16 protein-coding genes are annotated in these 20831 nt (G+C 47.2%); 13 read left to right on the top strand and 3 right to left on the bottom strand.

Annotated elements, in window-relative coordinates:
* Positions 1 to 61 precede the first annotated feature (61 nt).
* From EWH91_RS08090 to EWH91_RS08080, 3 genes are all read left to right on the top strand, one after another.
* Positions 62 to 961, top strand: a complete 900-nt coding sequence (locus EWH91_RS08090; protein ID WP_129929536.1) for a C40 family peptidase — start codon at positions 62 to 64, stop codon at positions 959 to 961.
* A gap of 38 nt (positions 962 to 999) precedes the next feature.
* A complete protein-coding gene (locus tag EWH91_RS08085) occupies positions 1000 to 1797 on the top strand; it encodes a serine hydrolase (RefSeq protein ID WP_129929535.1) in 798 nt (265 codons plus the stop codon).
* A 179-nt stretch (positions 1798 to 1976) separates the two neighbouring features.
* Positions 1977 to 3899, top strand: a complete 1923-nt coding sequence (locus EWH91_RS08080; protein WP_129929534.1) for an NAD(+) synthase — start codon at positions 1977 to 1979, stop codon at positions 3897 to 3899.
* A gap of 205 nt (positions 3900 to 4104) precedes the next feature.
* Here the strand turns inward: EWH91_RS08080 and ald are convergent, their stop codons facing one another.
* Complete coding sequence (gene ald / locus EWH91_RS08075; protein WP_129929533.1) at positions 4105 to 5244, bottom strand: alanine dehydrogenase; 1140 nt, start codon at positions 5242 to 5244, stop codon at positions 4105 to 4107.
* A 238-nt stretch (positions 5245 to 5482) separates the two neighbouring features.
* On the opposite strand from ald, the gene EWH91_RS08070 reads away from it, so the two are divergent.
* Positions 5483 to 7156: a PucR family transcriptional regulator gene (locus EWH91_RS08070; RefSeq protein WP_129929532.1), complete on the top strand. Its 1674-nt coding sequence runs from the start codon at positions 5483 to 5485 to the stop codon at positions 7154 to 7156.
* Between the two features lie 50 nt (positions 7157 to 7206).
* On the opposite strand, the gene hpaB is transcribed toward EWH91_RS08070, so the two are convergent.
* Positions 7207 to 8646, bottom strand: coding sequence for a 4-hydroxyphenylacetate 3-monooxygenase, oxygenase component (hpaB, locus tag EWH91_RS08065; RefSeq protein WP_129929531.1), 1440 nt, complete (start codon positions 8644 to 8646; stop codon positions 7207 to 7209).
* Between the two features lie 223 nt (positions 8647 to 8869).
* On the opposite strand from hpaB, the gene EWH91_RS08060 reads away from it, so the two are divergent.
* The 9 genes from EWH91_RS08060 to menC all read left to right on the top strand — a co-directional run bounded on the left by EWH91_RS08060 (position 8870) and on the right by menC (position 20497).
* The gene (locus EWH91_RS08060) at positions 8870 to 9652 is read left to right on the top strand and encodes an alpha/beta fold hydrolase (RefSeq protein WP_165364281.1); all 783 of its coding nucleotides are present in this window, start codon (positions 8870 to 8872) and stop codon (positions 9650 to 9652) included.
* A gap of 103 nt (positions 9653 to 9755) precedes the next feature.
* On the top strand, positions 9756 to 10310 hold the full coding sequence (locus tag EWH91_RS08055) for a winged helix-turn-helix domain-containing protein (protein ID WP_129929529.1): 555 nt from the start codon (positions 9756 to 9758) through the stop codon (positions 10308 to 10310).
* Positions 10311 to 10395: 85 nt separating this feature from the next.
* Positions 10396 to 11658: an MFS transporter gene (locus tag EWH91_RS08050; RefSeq protein WP_165364280.1), complete on the top strand. Its 1263-nt coding sequence runs from the start codon at positions 10396 to 10398 to the stop codon at positions 11656 to 11658.
* 60 nt (positions 11659 to 11718) lie between these two features.
* Entirely contained in the window at positions 11719 to 12780 is a 1062-nt protein-coding gene (gene hisC, locus EWH91_RS08045) for a histidinol-phosphate transaminase (protein WP_129929527.1), read from the top strand.
* Positions 12781 to 13067: 287 nt separating this feature from the next.
* Positions 13068 to 15041, top strand: coding sequence for an acyltransferase family protein (locus EWH91_RS08040; protein ID WP_165364279.1), 1974 nt, complete (start codon positions 13068 to 13070; stop codon positions 15039 to 15041).
* Positions 15042 to 15420: 379 nt separating this feature from the next.
* Entirely contained in the window at positions 15421 to 16824 is a 1404-nt protein-coding gene (locus EWH91_RS08035) for an isochorismate synthase (protein WP_129929525.1), read from the top strand.
* Positions 16811 to 18547, top strand: a complete 1737-nt coding sequence (menD, locus tag EWH91_RS08030; RefSeq protein ID WP_129929524.1) for a 2-succinyl-5-enolpyruvyl-6-hydroxy-3-cyclohexene-1-carboxylic-acid synthase — start codon at positions 16811 to 16813, stop codon at positions 18545 to 18547. Before EWH91_RS08035 ends, menD begins: the two co-directional genes overlap by 14 nt.
* A 4-nt stretch (positions 18548 to 18551) precedes the next feature.
* Complete coding sequence (menH, locus tag EWH91_RS08025; protein WP_129929523.1) at positions 18552 to 19385, top strand: 2-succinyl-6-hydroxy-2,4-cyclohexadiene-1-carboxylate synthase; 834 nt, start codon at positions 18552 to 18554, stop codon at positions 19383 to 19385.
* Positions 19382 to 20497, top strand: coding sequence for an o-succinylbenzoate synthase (gene menC / locus EWH91_RS08020; protein WP_129929522.1), 1116 nt, complete (start codon positions 19382 to 19384; stop codon positions 20495 to 20497). The genes menH and menC overlap by 4 nt, the downstream gene beginning before the upstream one ends.
* A 54-nt stretch (positions 20498 to 20551) precedes the next feature.
* On the opposite strand, the gene EWH91_RS08015 is transcribed toward menC, so the two are convergent.
* Positions 20552 to 20831 (bottom strand): transposase (locus EWH91_RS08015; protein WP_206184312.1); only part of this gene is annotated, 280 nt, incomplete at its 5' end.

Below are 20831 nucleotides of genomic sequence, written 5' to 3'. Positions count from 1 at the left end.
AAGGTAATCGGGTTGCTGATTGCGCGGCTAATGTAAAAGAATAAGAGAGGAGGTGCCGGCAATGGGAAGAAAATGGGTTTCCGTACCTGTAGCGACTGTATGGACGAATCCGGGGTCTGTAAGACCTGTTGATCAACATGCTTTCAGTGATATACCGGATTTATCCGCATGGCTCAGACAAATGACAAACGAAGAGAAGATTGCATTATGCCGGGAAAAGCGTCTTCAGTCTCAGGTTCTGTTTGGAGATGAGGTCATTATTGATGAAACGCACGGAGACTGGGTAAAAGTTGTGGTTCCTTCCCAGAGTTCAGCGAAAGATAAGCGCGGTTATCCCGGCTGGATGCGACGGGCACATATTGCAGATACCCGGTATGATCCTGCAGGAATGGAAAGGGTGATGGTTCAGAGTAAATTCGCCCGGTTGTACCGGAAACGTGGTGAACCGGTGTTTGAACTCAGCTTTGGAACCTGTCTTCCGCTGGTCAGCGAGGACGACAGGGTCGTTAAGGTACTCAGCCCGGCTGGCGAGGGCTATATTCATCGCAATGCCGTTGCTTTTCCAGCCAGAAGGGCACCGCTTACCGGACATGAAATCGTTAAAAATGCGTTTAGATTCATGGATCTGCCCTACCTGTGGTCGGGAATGAGTGCCTATGGATATGATTGTTCCGGATTCAGTTATTCGATGCTGAGAGCTGCCGGATACCTGATTCCCCGCGATGCTGATGATCAGTCCAGGTATGGCCTGCCGATTCCAGAAGATGACATGCTTCCGGGAGACTTGCTGTTTTTCGCCTATGAGGAAGGAAAAGGGTACGTTCATCACGTGGGTATCTATGCAGGCGACGGAAAAATGATCCATTCCCCGACCCCTGGTAAAATTGTCAGTCTGACGACACTTTCCGGCACCCTCTTGGAGAAAGAACTGTGTGCTGTCAGACGCTACTGGAAGGAATAATGGTATCATCGACGCGTCAGTGAAGGAAGGGCAGACACATGAATCCGGATGAAGCATTTACACATGATTTATCAGCGCTTGTAAAACCTTTTGGTCATCATATAGCGGTCGAAGCAGTCGGTTCAACAGGTTTCCACTATGCTCATCATGCTGATGTTCCGATGTTGTCGGCCAGCCTGATTAAATTGCCAATTCTGTTGTATGCGGTTCACAGGTCGTTGTCGGATTCGGACTTTTTTGACCGAAAAGTGAGACTTCCTGATGAAAACAGAGTTGGCGGTTCGGGTGTCCTGCAGATCTTAAGCGGGCGGGACTGGTCGGTCCGAGATCTGCTTGCTCTGATGATCAATGTGTCGGATAATACGGCAACTAATCTCATGCTGGATCTATTAGGCATAGGCCCTGTTCAGACCTGGGCCAGGCAGCATGGGTTTACAGACTTACGGATGGAAAGGAAAATGATGGATACAGCTGCTGAAAAAGCGGGGAAGAAAAATATGATCAGCGCTCACGATGCATGTCGCGCTATAGAACTTATTTTTCCCGGAGGACAACCTGTATCCGAAGAAATCGGGAACTGGTTTCTGCATCAGCAATTTCGTCATAAGCTCCCCGCATTATTTGACGAACTTCCTGATCCTGTAAAAGTCTATAATAAGACCGGTGAAATGAATGAAGTCGATCATGACGCGGCGCTTTTCACTTATCAGGGGCATGATCTGTATCTGGCTGTCCTTTCTGAAGGAGTAAAAGACAGGCAGGCCGTTCTGAATACAATTCAGAGGATCGGACTCCGTGCACGGGATTATATCCTGAAAACAGCCATGCAGCATTGATGGCTGCGATCCTGTTCACGCATGGACTGTTTGACAATCCTTGTAAGGGGTTCTAAAATGAACCTGAATTGTATGGATAATCGGACACAAATAGAAAAAGCCTCTCGAATTCAAGGGAGGCCATTTTTTTAAGAAAGTCAAATTGAAACAGACAAATATCCGATATCGGAGGTTCTTAAATGACGTCTATGAATTTCATCCGGGTTGCGTCCGCATGCCCGGTAACCCGTGTTGCCGATGTGGCTGCCAATGTAGAAAACATTAAGACGTGCATCAGTATGGCGCTTGAGAAGGAGGCAAAGCTTGTCGTGTTCCCGGAACTGTGCCTGACATCGTATACTTGCGCAGATCTGTTTCTGCAGGAAACACTTCTGGATCAGGCGGAGCAAGGGATTAAAGATTTATGCGCTTTTTCAAAGAATAAAGATATCGTGATCGCTGCAGGCGCCCCTCTGAATGTCCATACGTCCGTTTATAACTGCGCTTATATTTTGTTCCATGGGCGTATTCTGGGTATTGTCCCGAAGAGTTACATCCCGAATTATGAAGAATTTTATGAAATGCGCTGGTTTACACATGGTCGCGACATTATCAGCGAAACAGTCGATCTTCCCTTCCAGAAAAACGTACCTTTCGGAGTGAATCTGCTGTTCCATGCCGGTGTTTTTCAATTTGCTTTTGAAATCTGCGAAGATTTATGGAGCGTTGTGCCGCCAAGCAGTCACCTCAGCCTTGCCGGAGCGAATATTATCGGTAATCTTTCTGCTTCAAACGAAGTGGTCAGTAAGTCCGATTACCGGAAACAGCTTGTTTCTTCCCAGAGCGCTTCCTGCGTGTCCGCCTATATTTATTCAGGTACCGGAACTGGCGAATCGACAACGGATGTCGTATTCGACGGCGAAATGCTCATTTCCGAGAATGGAAAAATACTGAATGCCAATCAACGCTTTCAAAGAGAAAATCAGGTCCTAACATCGCTGATTGACGTGGAAAGGCTGAATCTCCAGCGGATAAAAAATATCAGTTTCCGGGAAGCAAGGTCGGTGGTCCCGTGGAAGCCGGTAGATATTCACTTCGAGTTTGATCAGCTGTCATTCGGAACGTTTGACCGAAAAGTGCCGCAGCATCCCTTCGTTCCTGCAGACGAAGGGAAGCGGGAAGCACGCTGCAAAGAAATTTTCAGTATTCAGACGGCAGCACTGGCTAAACGTATGGAACATACCGGATTAAAAAAAGCGGTTATCGGCATTTCCGGTGGGCTGGATTCCACTCTTGCCCTGCTTGTTATCGCGAAAACATTCGATCTGATCGGACTTCCCCCCAAAAATATCATCACAGTGACGCTTCCGGGTTTTGGAACAACCGACCGAACCTACAGAAATGCTGTTGACCTTTGTAAACAGATCGGTTCTGATTTCCGTGAAATCAATATTGTTGCTGCCTGTCTGCAGCATTTTAAGGATATCGGACATGACCCTGAGGTGCATGATGTGACGTATGAGAATGTCCAGGCACGTGAACGCACACAAATTCTTATGGACATGGCTAATAAGGAGGGGGGACTGGTGATCGGAACAGGGGATCTTTCAGAAATGGCCCTTGGCTGGAGTACCTACAATGGGGATCAAATGTCCATGTATGCAGTGAACTGCTCGGTTCCTAAGACCCTGGTCAGATATCTGGTCAGATACGCCGCAGACAGGGAGACTCCGAAGGAAACGGCATCCATTCTTCTCGATATACTTGAAACGCCGGTCACGCCTGAACTGCTTCCAAAGAGTGCTGAGGGGAAACTCATTCAGAGAACTGAAGATATTGTTGGTCCCTATGAACTACACGATTTCTTTCTCTATTACTTTATCCGTTGTTCTTTTACACCGGAACGTATTTTATTTCTGGCGAAAGCAGCATTTTCCGGTGTGTACGATGAAAAAACCATACGTAAATGGCTGAAGGTCTTTCTGAAACGGTTCTTTACACAGCAATTTAAACGTTCTGCTATTCCGGACGGGCCAAAAGTCGGCACGGTCAGCCTGTCACCAAGAGGCGACTGGCGTATGCCTTCTGATGCATCCTTTCAGACATGGCTTGCTCAACTGTGAATTCGGCAACAGAACTCCTGGAAAATAGCGGATATATGACATATTATGTGACTTCGGAACCTGTTTTTCACGACAGGGTACCTGTCAATTGGCAGGCCATGGCTGGCACCAGACTTTTTTTCTTAACATTTCATGTGCAAAAGATCCTCCTGTTTTCGCAGGAGGATCTTTTGCATGGTCAGGTTTTCGTAAAATGGACGTTCTGTCAGGCATGGCTGGCTGTGGCCAGAAGATCATGCGGATTTTTATATTCATAACCGTGTGCGTCAGCCACTGCTTTAAAGGTCACATAACCGTCCAGCGTATTCAGACCCTTCAGCAGGGCTTCATCTTCGAGGCATGCCTTAACGTAACCTTTCGCCGCAATTTTTGCTGCATAAGGGATGGTTACATTTGTCAGTGCCAGAGTCGACGTTCTTGGCACAGCACCCGGCATATTGGCTACTGCGTAATGGATCACATCATGCTTGATATAAGTCGGGTGATCATGTGTGGTACTGTGATCCGATGTTTCAACAATACCTCCCTGGTCAATGGCAACATCCACAATAACAGAGTTCTTTGGCATGGCAGCCACCATTTTTTCTGTAACGAGTTTTGGAGCCTTTGCACCGGGAATCAGAACACAGCCGACAACAAGGTCAGCGTCTTTCACGGCTTCGGCAATGTTATAGGGATTGGACATCACCGTGTTCACAGAGGTACCGAAAATATCATCCAGGTCGCGGAGACGGTCGGCACTGATATCAAGGATGGTGACATCTGCACCAAGTCCAACCGCAATTTTTGCTGCATTTGTCCCAACGATGCCGCCACCGACAATCGTGACTTTGCCGCGTGAAACCCCGGGGACGCCGCCGAGGAGAATGCCTTTGCCGGCCCCGTCACTGAATTTTTCCAGATACTGAGCGCCGATCTGGACCGCCATTCTTCCGGCTACTTCGCTCATGGGCTGAAGGAGAGGAAGAACTTTGTCCGCACGCTGGACCGTTTCATAAGCAATAGAAACGACTTTGCTGGCAACAAGTGCTTTTGTCAGAGCTTCTCCGGCGGCAGGAGCAAGGTGCAGATAGGTGAACAGAATTAACCCTTCATGGAAGAAATGGTATTCTTCAGGTTCCGGTTCTTTGACTTTAATGACCATTTCTGAAGACCATGCTTTTTCCGCCGATGTGATTTCAGCCCCTGCAGATTTATATTCTTCGTCAGAAAAACCTGCACCTGCGCCTGCGTTTGTTTCCACATAAACCGTATGGCCTTCCTGAACCAGATGGAACGTACCTGCCGGTGTAATAGCCACACGACGTTCATTGTTCTTCAGTTCCTTAGGTATTCCGATAATCACTTTCCATTCCCCCTTCTGATATTCGGACTGGATCCACCGGTCATTACAGCCTGATCGCCTTGTGTGAGATCAACTGATCGGTGTATGTTATCCTATAGTTAGAATAGTACAAAGAATTTGGATGGAATGCATCATACATTGTGTCTACTTATTTGACAATGAAATTGACATTTTTGATAAATGGTATGTAAAATAACAATTTATGATATAAAATATGACATAAAGGGCGGGATCATAAATGGTTGAAGAGATGTCTTTCAGCGTTAAAGATGTTCTGGAACGTCCTTTATTCGGCCGGTCAAAACTAATTGCCGGGAAAGACGGTATTTACCGCGAAGTCCGTTGGGTTCATATCCTGGAGATTACCCATGCTGCGCCCTATGTCAGTAAAAATGACCTGATTTTAACCACAGGATTATGGCTGAAGCGATCGGTCCAATCCGGGCTTGAGTATATGCGTCAGCTTATTGAACATGAGACAGCCGGGCTGTGCATCGAATTCGGGACAACTATTGATGAAATACCTGATGAAGTGATTGACCTTTGCGATGCCTGTCATTTCCCGTTAATCTTGTTCAGGCAGCCTGTCAGATTCGAAGAAATTACTCAGGATATCCACTCTTATCTGATCAACCGGCATTTTGGGCTGATGAAAAATCTTGAAAAGTTCTCTCAGCAGCAGCAGCATCTGATTTTACAGAGTTCCGATATTCCGGCTATCCTCCGTCTGCTGCAGAGTTATTCAGGAAGACAGATTATTTATCTTTCATCGATCAATACCAATAAGTATTTTCCGGCAGTGGGTAAAAGGGAGGCGGAGCAGATTAATGCCTTCTTTCATGATAAAATCTCTTATTCCGGACAATTGCAGGAAACGAAAGTCTGGCAGATGGATGACAGTCACTTCATTCTGATTCAGCCGGTGATTTGTTTTGGCCAGGTTTTTTCATTCGTCGGTATCATCTTTTATCAGCCCAGCCCTTCAGAATATATGACCCTTCTCCTGGATTATACGGTTAAAGCGGTGGCAACAGTCCTCCTCAGAACGCAGTTTCTTGAAGAAAAGATCCTGAGAAATCAAAATGAACTGATACAGGACCTCATCAGCCGGCGGATTGATAATGAAGATCAGGCACGTATGCGGATGGGTCTCCTGTCCATGGCCGAAGGGAATTATTTATTTATCGGGGGCATCATAGAATTTAAACATAATGTGCTCGAAGCAGGACCGGAGCGGATGGAAACGATTAATCAGGACATTTCCGTGCTGACCCGTTCGTTACTGAAACGCTACCGGATGCATCATCTGATGATGATGCAAAATAACCAGATTTATATTTTATGTGCCAGGGAGAAAGTAAATGAGCAATCACCGGCTTCTCTCAGAAACGGCATTCAAAGATTAATTGACGGGCTCAGGCATTTCGCTGATCAGGCACTTGGGGGACTGGTTTTTCATGCCGGTTTCGGTAAAATACGCAGGCGGCTGACTGAGGCAGGCCAATGTTTTAAGGAAGCCTGTCAGGTGATTGAGGTGTCTCAGTCAACAGACAGTATGAAATCCTGCTGTTTTTATGAGGATATGGGTATTTATCAATTGTTGAAGGCGGTGCCTGAATCGTTCTTAAGGGCCTTTCTATCCGATCATCTTGGTAAACTGATTGCGTATGACCAGACCCACCATCTGGACTTGGTCCATACTCTGTCTGTTTATTTCAGGTACAGGGGATCCAAGGGGGAGACGGCCAGTCAACTGTATATTCACAGACAGACATTGTATAACCGTCTTGATAAGATTAAAGCGATTCTTGGCGAGAATTTTTTTGATTCGGATAAGCGTTACTGTCTGGAGATGGCTCTTTTGAGTTATGAAATGCTGGGTAATGAGAAAACCGATCAAACAGACAGATAAAGAGAAAAGTTCACCGGAATCAGGCTGGCTTCAGGATCAGCCTGACCGTTCTAATTTTCCGGTTTCAGAAATGATTCAATCCAGGAAACGTATTTTTTTCGATCGTAATCCCGGTACATACCGGAAGCAAGTCTGACCGGATCACCGAAAAAGTAGCGCTCATACAGCATCTGTCTTCCCGCAAAACTGCTCATCGACAGATCCCAGGCCAGGCGAAACAAACGGACTTTATCAAATCCGTTACGATCTGATGCCTGAAGATATCGGTTCAGATCCTCTTTGTTTGAGGATGAGAAATCCCGTTCGGCCGGAATGGAGACGAGTCCGCTTGCTCCGATCAGCTGCACGATCTCTGTCAGACGGGGATAAATGCGCGGAAAGTAAAGCATGGCCGTCATCAGCGGGGCCCGGTCCGGAGTCATTGTCCCCCATTGATCAGGAGCGGCATGAATTTCAGAAGCGCTTAACAGGGCCTTCAGGATCTCAAGGGCGGCGATCACTTCCGTCACTTTTTCCTGAACATGGTGGTATTCTGCAATATGAATGGCATCGACGAGTGATTGAACAACGCCGAGAATGAATTCTGTCTTCACAATATTCCGCGAAGTAACCTGATGAACCTGCTGCGGCAGAAAACCGCTGTCCGTATAGAGCCGGCTTGCAATCTCGACATTTCCATTCAGAAAAACTCTATCCCAGGGGACGGTCACATGATCAAAAATCACGAGGGCGTCAGGCTCATCAAAACGAGAACTGAGCGGATGATCGTACGGACTGTTCCCGCCTGAAAATGGCGTGCGACAGATGAACTTCAGACCGGGCGCGTTTGAAGGGATTGAGAACGCGTAGGCACAGGCTTCATCAAAGTGGAATGCGCCTGTCGGAAAGACAAGCAGTTCATCCGTCATGCCGCCCTGCGTTGCGAGCAGCCTTGCGCCATGAATGATGATTCCTTCGCTGTCTGAGCCAATCACCCGTGCAGCAATCGGTTCCTCACTGCTTTCAAAGTAAACGGATGACCGGTTAACCTGGGGCTGAATAAAGGTGTGCGTCAGTGAAATATCCTGTTCCATACAATAGTTATAGAAACGACGCATATTATCACTGTATTTCTTTTCACCGAATAATTCGGCGCACGCGGCGAAGGTCATGACGACCGTATTCATATAATCCGGTGAACGCCCCATCATTCCTGCGCTTTCCTTCGCCCAGATCTGGAAAGACTTCCTGCGTTTTGCCAAATCTTTTTTTGTCTTTGGTTCCAGATAAGAGGTGCCCGCCCGGTTACTGCTTCCTTCAGGACAAAAAGTCAAGATATTTTTACAGGCTTTTTCAAACTGCATATCATACAGTCTGGCCTGGCTTTTCATGACCCCTGAAAATGCCGGGTGTTCGGAAAGATTGCCCAGGACTTTTTCCCCGTTGATCCAGACCTGATTGTGAAGCGCATCAATGCGCCTGATATATGTTTTCCCGTTGATGCAAGTCACTTTTTGCTCCCACCTGTCTTTTTTCACTTTATGGCTTATCGTGTGAGTCCCACTCTGACTCGATCCCAGACCAGAGGCGAGGATCCACCGGGCTTTTCTCCCCATAACAGAGATTATGAATTTGTGTTTTGTCTCAGCACAGAAATTTCCAGACCGGAAGTGTTCATCAATGGGGAATGGGTATACTTATAAGAGAGTCTCACTTTATTTGCCGGAGGATTTTATGCCATTCGTACAGGCTGATGGAATTCGCATTTATTATGAAAAGTATGGTGAGGGACAGCCGATTGTTTTCGTGCATCCCCCGCTTATGGGGCATGTTGTTTTTCATTACCAGAAAGTACTCGCCTGTGACTATCAGATCATCTTATACGACCTTCGCGGACATGGACGCAGCAGTTATCGCTTTTCAAGAGGGTATGACACCGTTATTTCGGAAAATGTCCGTGATTTACGATTACTGATTACGGCGCTGCATATTTCCGATCCGGTCATTGTCGGATACTCTAATGGAGGACTGATTGCTCTGGCGTATGCCTGTAACTACAGAGATGACGTACGTGCTCTGATTCTGTCCGGCGGGTACCCAACTGTCGATTCGCTGCTTCTTTCCGGGGAATATCAGGCCGGAGTGCTATTGATGATTCTGAAGCAAAAACGTCTATTAAGTCTGCTGCTCGCCTTCAGTCACCAGGTGAAGAAAAGTGATCGGGAGTATTTGTTTCACTATGCAATGAAGGCAGAGTATCAGGCCGTACTGGATTTATATCGAGCGGGCAGATGTTTTAATGCGGTCGATCAGCTTCCGAGTCTTCAATCGTTACCGCTTCTGGTGCTTTATGGAACACGCGACCGCTTCGTCAGCAAGCATAAAAAATATTTTGCATCCCTCAGTTGTGCTGAAATCGTCTATATTGACCATGCCTTTCATCAGTTACCGATGCGTCAGTATGATGTGTTCAATCGGCTGGTTGACCGGTTTATTAAAGATCGGCCGGGTAAGTGAGCTTGTTGATTTACGCCTCCTTGACACGACACTTGCGAAAAGGTATATTTATTTTATCAAACGTACAAAATTAATTGTACGTTAATAAGTCGGGATGGCTGATATGGAGAACATTTATTATATTCAGGATCTGGAGCAGCTTAGAGTATTGAGTGATCCGCTCAGAGTAAAGATCCTCTGGTCTTTCAATGGAAAGGAAAAAACGGGGAAGATGCTGGCAGACGAATTTCAGATGGCCCCATCCAAGATTCGCTATCACCTGACCGAACTTGAACGGGTCGGATTAGTCGAAGTCGTACGGACCGAGCTGAAAAACGGAATACAGCAAAAGTTTTATCTCCCTGTCGCCGAAACATTTTCCCTTGAGAAAATGGCTTCTTTGCTCAATGGAGAGGATGTATCTCAACTGGATGATGCAATAAAAGAGAGTGCATTTCTATCACTTGAGGAACTGCGTCAGAAACTGACTGAAGCGAAGCTCAGAAAGCATGAAATGATTCAGATTCCGTATACAGTCAGGCTGACAAAAGAGGAGAAGAGAGCCGTGGCGGATAAACTGATGGATATCTACCAGTTACTTAAACGGGCCAGTAAACGAAGAACAGATGAACCTGTTGAAGAATGCTATCTGAATCTGACCATGTTTCCTATGGAATAGATGGGAAGGTACAGAATAATTTTTTGCCGTACGTACAAATTTATTTGTACGTACATATATTTTAATGTGAAGGGATGAAAATATGATGGATTTGCTTCTTCATAATAGGGCTTATCTGATGCTCTGGTTATCGACACTGACCACGCGTTTCGGAAACGCGCTGACGCTGACGGTTCTCATGTTTATGATTGGGTCAAGTGCAAAAAGCCCGCTGATGATCAGTCTTGTTCTGCTTGCTCAGATGACCCCGATGATACTTATTGGTCTGTTTGCCGGAACAATTGCCGACCGGCTGCCGAAATTTGCTGTCATGATGGGGAGTGAATATTTTCAGTTACTGACGGTTATCGCGATGACCCTGTTTCTGGATCAGCCGCAGGTGCTTCTCCTCCTGATTTTTCTTCAGGGGACAGGTGCTGCATTTTTCAGTCCGGCAAAAACAGCTTTTATCTCTGAAATTGTTGCTAAGGATAAAATACCAGATGCCATCGGGCTGTCTCAGGGAGTTGGCCAGGCAACAGATCTGATCGGACCTCCATTAGCTGGTGCATTGCTGCTTCTGATACCGGGCGGAGATATTCTTATAATCGATGCTGTCACCTTTTTCATTTCAGCGTTTCTGATTTTTGTATCATCACGATTTGCCCAAATTAATGGTATCTCAAATGGAGGCAGACAGAAGGAACGTCTCCTTCAATCGATTACCTGCGGCCTGAAGGAGGTCGCAACATTACCGGAATTACAGTTTCTCATTATCATTGTTTTTGTGCTGATGCTTGCTGCGGGTGTGTTTAATGCCACGTCTATAGCGATTGAACTTCAGGTTTTTGGCGTCAATGGTTTTGAATATGGTCTGCTCGAGGCTTTAACCGGCTTCGGAGCAATAACCGGATCTCTTGTCGGTCCCCTTCTGATTAAACGGATCCGTCCGGGACAATTTATTGTCAGTTCAGGAGTCGTTCTTGGATTGTGGATGGCTTTGATCTATGTTGTTTCACTGATTTATCCGGTGACCGGTCTTTATGCCTTATCTGTTTGGGTTATCGGCCTGGGCCTGCTCAACTCGTGTCTGAACATTCCCGTCAGTTCTCTTTTCCTCCTGGTGACGCCTCCTGCTTTCAGAGGGCGTGCTGCCGGAATCCTGCAGATGTTTTCCTTCCTGGGCTGTGTGATCGGGATACTGGCAGGAGGTGCTCTGTCCGTACCGCTTGGCGTGATACCCGTGACTATTTTTGCCGGCCTTCTGATGGGAGTCGTTTCATTCGGCATGTGCCTGACAGCGGGATACAAACGACTGATTACCATCCAGACTGAAAAGAAAAGCGTCACATCGTCACGGGGAATATGATATAATCAGTTTTGTGAAAAAATTTTTTCAGGTTTTGCCGGTTAAACAACGAGGTGTATTATGAGCAAGTACTGGAATGAACGTGTACAGCGTCTGGAACCTTACGTTCCGGGGGAACAGCCAAAAGATAAAAAATATGTAAAACTGAATACCAATGAAAATCCCTATCCACCGTCGCCAAAAGTGATTCGTGCCATTAAAGAAGCGGCCGACGACCGTCTGCGCCTTTATCCTGATCCTGAAGCGGAACAGCTGCGGGCAGCACTTGCTGATCATTATCATTTATCTCCTGCCCATGTGTTTATCGGAAATGGATCGGACGAAGTTCTGGCTTTCAGTTTTATGAGCTTTTTTTCTCCTGAAAAACCGGTGATGTTTGCAGATATTACTTACAGTTTCTATAAAGTATATGCCGATCTTTGCGCCTTGCGTCCTGAGATTATTCCTCTTGATGAGGCGTTCCGGATTCCGGTTCAGGACTTTTGCCGGCCAGGCGGCGGGGTTGTCATTCCGAATCCGAATGCACCGACCGGGCGCGGGATCACGACGGAATCGATTCGGAAAATCCTTGAGGCTGATCCTGACCGTGTCGTGATTATCGATGAGGCTTATGTTAATTTTGGTGGTACTTCCGTTGTGCCTTTAGTTAAAGAGTACCCGAATCTGCTTGTTGTTCAAACCCTTTCCAAGTTCTGCGCACTTGCCGGAATCCGTGTCGGTTTTGCCTTTGGATCCCCTGAATTGATTGACGGACTCAATCGGCTGAAAAATTCGATTAACTCTTATACGATAGACAGGCTGGCGCTCACCGGTGCCCGGGCGGCTGTAGAAGACCTGTCATATTCCCGTCATATGGCTGAACGCGTCATCACTACCCGGGAGCAAGCGGAAAGAAGTTTGCGGGAACTTGGCTTTCAGATCATTCCGTCTGAGTCGAATTTTATTTTTATCACGCATCCGGATTATGAAGCAGAGCAATTGTTTAATCAATTAAAGCAGAAGGGGATACTTGTTCGATACTTCCACCAGCCACGCATTTCGAATTATCTGCGTGTCACAATCGGTACCGATAATGAAATGAATCAATTGATTGCTGCAATGAAGAAGCTTCTGAATCATTAACTGTTTCTTTCATTTTTATAACTTTTTCATAACAACAAGAGGATCGTGTATGATTTGGGAATTAGTGACATTGACGGATAGAACGTCAGTGTCTTATTTTTGTTACAGAAGTATAAATAGATCAGGACGGGCTGTTCCGTTCCGGTCAGATAGAGGAACAGCCGAATTGTGTTTTCATCCTGATGGATCAATCGGTGATTGAACTATACGGATCTGATGTTCCACCTGGAAACCCGGCAAAGTCCAATTAGATGATGTAAATGACATCAGAGAGGCTTGATAAACAGATGAGGCAATGGAATAAACGGACTGGCCAGCCGAAAAAAAAGGTTATGCAGGACGCCATACATAATGTTTCAAATTCGAAAAACGTGACGAAACATAAAAGAAGATACATGCCCGGACTTGATGGTTTGCGGGCGATTGCTGTATTTGCTGTGATCTTTTATCATTTTGGTTTTCCGTGGGCAAGTGGCGGATTGCTCGGTGTCAGTATTTTTTTCGTGTTATCGGGATATCTGATCACAGATATACTTTTGAATGAATGGGAGAAAAACGGACGGATCAGTTTAAAAACGTTCTGGCTAAGACGGGCCAGAAGACTGCTTCCTGCGCTATTTTTTATACTGTTTGTTTTATTTATCTGGCTGATTCTTTTTCGTCCGGATCTGATCGCTCACTTCCGGAAGGATGCCGTCGCAGCCATCTTCTATGTCAGCAACTGGTGGTATATATTTTATAATGTATCTTATTTTGACAGCTTTAGTAACCCGTCATTGCTGACTCATTTCTGGTCACTGGCCGTTGAAGAACAATTTTATCTGATCTGGCCATTATTTTTGATTATTGTTTTGAAATTTAAAAAGATCAGGCGTCACCTTTTTGTGATTACCGTCTTCATGGCCCTGTTTTCTGCTGTTTTGATGGCGTTTCTCTATCAGCCGGGTACGGATCCAAGCCGAATTTATTATGGTACGGACACGCGGGCTTTCTCTATACTTATCGGTTCGGCACTGGCTATGGTGTGGTCAGGCAGAAAATTAACCGATTCCGGTCGTAAATGGCCGATCCGCTTTCTTGATCTGGCAGGCGTTCTGGCTTTCATACTGATCCTTATCCTGATGATGACTTCTAATGAATATGATCGTTTTATCTATCAGGGCGGTATGTTCCTTCTCTCTCTGGCGTCTGCTGCTGTTATTGCCGCATGTGCCCATCCGTCTACGTGGCTGGGAAAATTTCTTGGGATGAAACCCCTGCGCTGGATCGGCATTCGATCCTATGGGATGTATCTCTGGCAGTTTCCGATTATCATGCTATCAATGAATAACTTTGATTCAGGTATGCCACGCTTTGCGCGTTTCTTTGTTGAAACGGCCCTGGTGATTATTGTATCAACTTTATCGCTGCAATTAATTGAGAATCCTTTTCGATCCGGTTTGGTCGGCAGATGGTTTCAGAGCCACTTTTTAAAAAAGCCACGTCGTGTACGCCTGCGTACGACAGCTCTGACTCTGTCTCTCCTGTTTCTGTCTTTATCCTGTATAATTGCCTGGTCACAGACGCGTATAACTGCGGCTTCCGGGAACGTGCCTGCCGGAAGCGGGGAGTCGGCGATTTCTGTGCAGAAGCATGTACCGGCAGAGGAACATCAGGAGAAAAGTGAGCAGCCTTATAAAAAGGGAGATTCATCAGAATCAAAGGGTCAATCACAAGTCGCCCGCGGTGAAACGCCCCGTTCCAGTGATTCAGGTCATGCTTCTGGTCGCAAATTGGAGGAAGAATCAGGCCAAAGGGTAACAGCCATAGGGGATTCGCTGATGCTTGACATTAAGCCTTATCTGGAAGAACGCTTCAAAAAGATTGAGATACAGGCAAAAGTCGGGCGGCAGTTCACAGAAGCAAAATCGATTGTCCAATCATTAAATAGTCAGAAAAAAACGGGTCAGGTCGTGATTATAGAATTGGGAACGAATGGTCCGGTCACCATGAATCAAATGCATGATTTAATGGAAACCATTGACCCCAAAACCCGGGTTATTCTGACAACCACCCGTGTACCCAGACCGTGGGAGGGTGAGGTCAACCAGACCATGCGTAAGAGTGCCGGGGTTTTTGATAACGTCCGGCTGGCCGACTGGTACAAAGAAAGTGCCGGTCATCCTGAGTATTTCGCACCGGATACCATTCATCTGAACGAAACTGGATCAGCGGCGTATGCCAATATGCTGTTACGGACGGTTAAATCCAGTCAGCGTTAAAAGAGGTAATCCCTGAAAAAGCAGATATCCCGCCAGAAGTCCGTAAATGATGCCACAAAAAACAGAGGCACGCGATTCTTGAGAAGGAAATACTCTGCAAACATGCAATCATCCAATTAAAACGCTGATAAATTAAGGGTTCTTTATGTCAGAAGGTTATCTGCCTGTTATTCTGCAGTAGTTTTAACTCGGAAATTCTCATTGAGACGGCGCCCGGGTTTCTGCGGGAAAATACAAATATCACATGCAGGATGAGTGCATTGAAGGACTCTGAATCAGAAGTGATCAGGGCAAATAAAAATTTTGACAAGTCTCTTGTTACAGCGTTATCGTTAAAAAGACATGAAGTGTTCATATTTTACAGATAGCAGGTGGTTTTTTGGTTTCGCAAGTGGTAGACCACGCACAGGTGATCCGGCAGCCAGGAAATGACGACAGCCGGCTTGTCAGTCTGACGAGAAAAATACAATCGGCAGATCCGATCGCCTTTTACCAGTCGGGTGAAGGGATGTTCCAGGGGAAGCGCTTTTACTGGGAGAATCCTTCCGGACAACTGATCATGGCAGGATTAGGATTTGTGGAAAACATACATATAACCGGTGAAGCGCAGAGATTTCAGAGGATAAGAGATAACTGGTCCGATATTGTCTCAGGGGTGAACAGGATCGGAGTGACAGGAATTGAAGCGACCGGGCCGGTTCTGTTTGGCGGATTTTCTTTTGAAAGCGAAGACAACGGGATGAATTTATGGCAGGCGTTTGGAAACGGTTGCTTCTATTTGCCCGAATTTTTACTTACTGTCGTTGAGGGATGTTCATATCTTACACTAAACGTCTGTTGCCCGAAATCTGGTTCTCCGGACGCTGTGCTTACAGAAAAGGAACGTCTGGTGGCTGATCTTCTCAGGAAAAAGGCGAGCCATTCACCTTCTTCCGGGCCGTTCTATCCGGATCACATCGAGAAACAGGATATGGCCGCCTGGTCATTCATGGTCAATAAGGCGCTGCAGAATATAATGACCGGCTCTATTGATAAAGTTGTTCTGGCAAGAACCGTTCAACTGCATTATGATCAAAAGCCGAAATCAGAACGGGTGTTGAACAGGCTTAGAAAAGAGCAGTGCGGGAACTATATTTTCTGTCAGGAATCCGGCCAGGATTATTTTATCGGAGCAACGCCTGAACGCCTGATACGGAAGGAGGGGGATAAGCTGTATTCTACATGTCTGGCCGGTTCTGCTGCACGCGGGAAAAATGCGGAAGAAGACAGGGAACTTGGGAGAAAACTTCTCCATGATCAGAAAAACAGGAAGGAGCATCAGTATGTCGTCTCGATGATCAGAGAGGTATTTCAGAATCTGTGCAGCAGCGTTGCTATTCCGGAAAAACCGATTTTGCTGAAGAACCGGGATGTTCAGCATCTGTACACCCCGGCATGTGGGAGATGCAGAAGAGACGTCTCCCTCTTTGACCTTGTCTCCCGTCTTCATCCTACCCCGGCATTGGGCGGTTTACCGAGAACGGCAGCTGTTCAGTGGATCCGGGAAAATGAAACGGAGAGGAGAGGGCTGTACGGATCGCCAATAGGCTGGTGTGACGCAGAAGGTAACGGGGAGTTTGCTGTAGGTATCCGCTCCGGGCTGGTCAAACCGAAGAAGGCGATCCTTTATGCCGGATGCGGGATCGTGAAAGACTCGGTACCTGAAACGGAATACCGGGAGACACAGATGAAATTCAGACCTATGATGAGTGGACTGGGGGTGTCTTCTTTTGGAACATGCTAAAATCATGACCGCCTATCTCCGGTCGGTTATTCATTCCTGTATAAAAAATGGGATAAGCGACGTGGTGATCAGTCCGGGTTCCCGCTCTACACCGCTTGCTCTGCTATTTGCTGAATACCGGGAGATCCACATGTACCTTGATATAGACGAACGTTCTGCGGCTTTTCTTGCCCTTGGTATGGCAAAAGCCAGGCGAAGGCCTGTCGCTCTGTTGTGTACATCGGGAACGGCCACGGCAAATTATTATCCGGCCATCATTGAAGCTTATTATGCAAGGGTTCCGCTCGTTGTCCTGACGGCCGACAGACCACATGAACTGCAGGACGCCGGAGCCCCTCAGACCATTGACCAGGTGAACATGTATGGCAGCCATGTCAAGCGATTTGATGAGATTGAAATCCCTGAACAGGATCTGAGTCTGCTGGATCATACGCGAAGACTCTGTACCCGTGCCATAGCAACAGCCATGAGGCGTCCGCGCGGTCCGGTACATTTGAATGTACCGCTGCGTCAGCCGCTGCTTCCCGCCAGGGGATCACTGAAGGATTTTCAGGCGGAAGACAGAACCGTACACGTGAGTCCCGGAGAACCCGTACTGCCGGAGCATGAGCTTAACAATTACGTGCAGCTGATCGGGCGTGCGAAACGTGGGGTTATCATCTGCGGCGAGGTGGAGTCGACGGGGTTCAGAAAGGCCATTTCTTCGTTCTCCGAAAGACTGGGTTTTCCGATTCTCGCGGATCCGCTTTCTCAACTGCGCTGCGGAGTGCCTCCTGTGCGGCATGTTGTGGACTGCTATGATACTTTTTTACGTGATGAAAAGGCAGCATCTGCCCTCTGTCCGGATCTGATCATTCGGTTCGGAGCCGTACCTGTTTCAAAGGGGCTGAAACTTTGGCTGAAACGACAGGAGGCAGCCTGTCTGGTGATCGACAGCGGGCAGCGCTGGCGTGATCCTGATCAGCTTGCTACTCATATGATTTATTGCGATGAAACATGGTTCTGCAGTGCACTCAGTAATTGCCTTGACAGAAGAGCAGATCAAAACTGGCTGAAGCACTGGGAAGCGATAAATGAGACTGCGAAATTCGTTAACTCGGAATATATGCAGGATGATTCACTGACTGAGATGAATGTATTTGCCAGACTACTTAACAGGCTGGTTCCATCGGGGGCCTCTCTTTTTTCCGGAAACAGTATGCCCATTCGTGAGCTCGATACATTCCTGTTTACGAGTGATCGCGATGTCCGGTTATTTGCCAACCGCGGGGCAAACGGGATTGACGGCGTTGTGTCTACAGCTGTCGGTGTCAGCCTGGTCTTGAAGCGCACCGTACTTTTGATCGGTGATTTGAGCTTTTTTCATGATATGAACGGTCTTCTTGCAGCGAAACAGAACAAAGCCGACCTGACGATTATTCTGATCAATAATGATGGAGGCGGAATCTTTTCATTTCTTCCGCAGGCGACACGTCCGGAGTACTTTGAACGCCTGTTCGGTACGCCGCATGGAATGGACTTTGCCCATGCCGCCCATCTTTATGGTGCGCATTATAAAAAAGCCTCGGATATGCCGACTTTTGAAAAGGCTTTTGCTGATTCGATGACACGTAAGGGTGTAACGATTATCGAGGTACCGGCAGACCGCTCTGAAAACGTCCGTGATCATCAGCGGATGCATGCACGTGTACATGATCGTCTTGCTCAATTAAGGTGGGATTAAATCTGTGAAATGGATCATTCGAGATGTTGTTTATCATATTGAAGATACCGGGAAGGGTTCACCTGTTGTTCTCCTCCATGGTTTTACGGGAAGTCTTCATGCCTGGGACTTTCTTATCCCCCGCTTATCAGACCACTTTCGCTTGATACGGGTTGATATTATCGGACATGGTACGACAGAAGCGCCGGATCAGCCTGCCAGGTATGCCATGGATGAGGTCTCAGAAGATCTTGATGCAATCATGAATCACCTGAAGATCAGCCAGGCTGTTGTGCTGGGATACTCCATGGGTGGAAGGCTTGCCCTCAGTTTTGCGGCACGTCATCCGGAACGCGTTCATGCACTGATTCTTGAAAGTGCGTCTCCCGGGCTGCGTACGGAGCAGGAAAGGGTGAGCAGGAGGGCACATGATAACCGGCTGGCAGCTGCACTGGAGCAACAAGGGATTCGCCGGTTTGTTGATCAATGGGAGATCATCCCGCTTTTCAGGAGCCAGGAAAATTTGCCTGATGAGGTCAGGAAAAAAGTCAGGCGCGGACGTCTGGCTAACCGGAAAAAAGGACTGGCGAACAGCCTGAGAGGGATGGGAACCGGCCAACAGCCATCCTGGTGGGACGACCTGCCCCATGCAGAGATGCCTGTACTTCTGATCACGGGACGTCTGGATGAAAAATTCTGCAGGATAGCCCGCAAAATGGACCAGCTCCTGCCCCACTCTGAATGGATTCCTGTGACAGGAGCCGGGCATAATGTGCATCTGGAAAAGCGTTGTGCCTACATCGATATCGTCCGGCATTTTCTGATTTGGACAGAAGAGGGCAGTGAGAGGAAAAAATGAATCTGTCAAGCGTGACATTGCATTTAATCGAGTCGCCATTGAACACGCCGTTTATCACCCATCTCGAGAAGGTTGGCAAACGACAGGCCATTATCATTGAAATCCGTGATTCTGACGGGGCAGTCGGATGGGGTGAAGCTGATCCGTTTACCAGTCCCTGGTATACAGAAGAAACAATAACCACGTGCTGGCACGCGCTGAAGGATTTTCTGATTCCGCTTATTCTAAAGCATAGACTAACAACGCCAATAGAGGCGGAAAGACTCTCAAAGCGAGTCCGTGGTAATCAGATGGCAAGGTCCGGACTGAGCCAGGCACTGTGGGATCTTTATGCCAGGGAAAAAGAGGTTTCGATCAGTCACTTGTTTGGTGCGACGCGAAAAAGGGTAGAAGCCGGAGCGGTAATCGCTGAGGCAGATCCATCTAGAGCCGCCCGACAGATTGAGCGCCTTTCCGCAGCGGGTTATAAACGCTACAAAATAAAAATCTCTCGTGAAAATGATCTGCAGATGCTTGTTGCTCTGCGACACCATTTTCCAAAGGCTGAACTGATGGCAGACGCTAACTCTGCCTATTCCCTGAAAGATCTTGATCATCTGAAAAAAATGGATGAATTCCATCTGCAAATGATTGAGCAGCCTTTCGCCTGGCGCGATCTGGTAGATCATGCCAGGCTGCAGCAAGAAATAATAACCCCGATTTGTCTGGATGAAAGTATTGACAGTTTAGCTGCCTGCAGGGCGGCTCTTGCCCTGAACAGTTGCCGGGTCGTCAATATTAAAATGGCCCGTGTCGGCGGCTGGTCGGAAGCCGTAAAGATTCATGACCTGTGCAGGCAGCATGGCGTTCCGGTCTGGTGCGGCGGGATGATTGAATTTGGAATAGGAAGGGCTCACAGCGTGGCGCTCGCTTCGCTTCCAGGTTTTACGCTGCCGGGGGATCTTTTTTCCTCATCACGATACTGGAAACAGGATATCATTGAACCAGAAATACAGGTGAAAAACGGTTATATATCTGTTTCAGACAAACCAGGGACAGGGGTAGATATGAACGATGAAGTGCTGCGTAAACTGACGCTGAAACAGTTGATCATAAAGAAGGATGCAATCTGAACGTAGGTCAAGTCTTTTTTTATGTGTAAATTACCTCAGCCAGGATAGGGTTGATTATCCTGGATAAATGGCTGTCACTTTACTGGAATTAGCCACTTTGGGTTGTTTCGCTTTCCAGTCAAAATAGTCATCCATTCTCAGGTAGCGCCGGCCGTTCGACCACTTTTCGTCCTGCTCCATGAGAACAGAACCCATGAGGCGGATGACTGACTCGCGGTTAGGAAAAATACGAATGACCTGCTCCCGACGGCGAAATTCTTCATTGAGGCGCTCCATACCGTTTGTCGTTCGCAGGCGGCGACGATACGGCTCCGGAAGTGAAAGGACTGCAGTG

Source organism: Sporolactobacillus sp. THM19-2 (genome assembly GCF_004153195.1).
Lineage (GTDB): Bacteria > Bacillota > Bacilli > Bacillales > Sporolactobacillaceae > Sporolactobacillus.
This window is presented reverse-complemented; position numbering and strand designations above follow the sequence as displayed.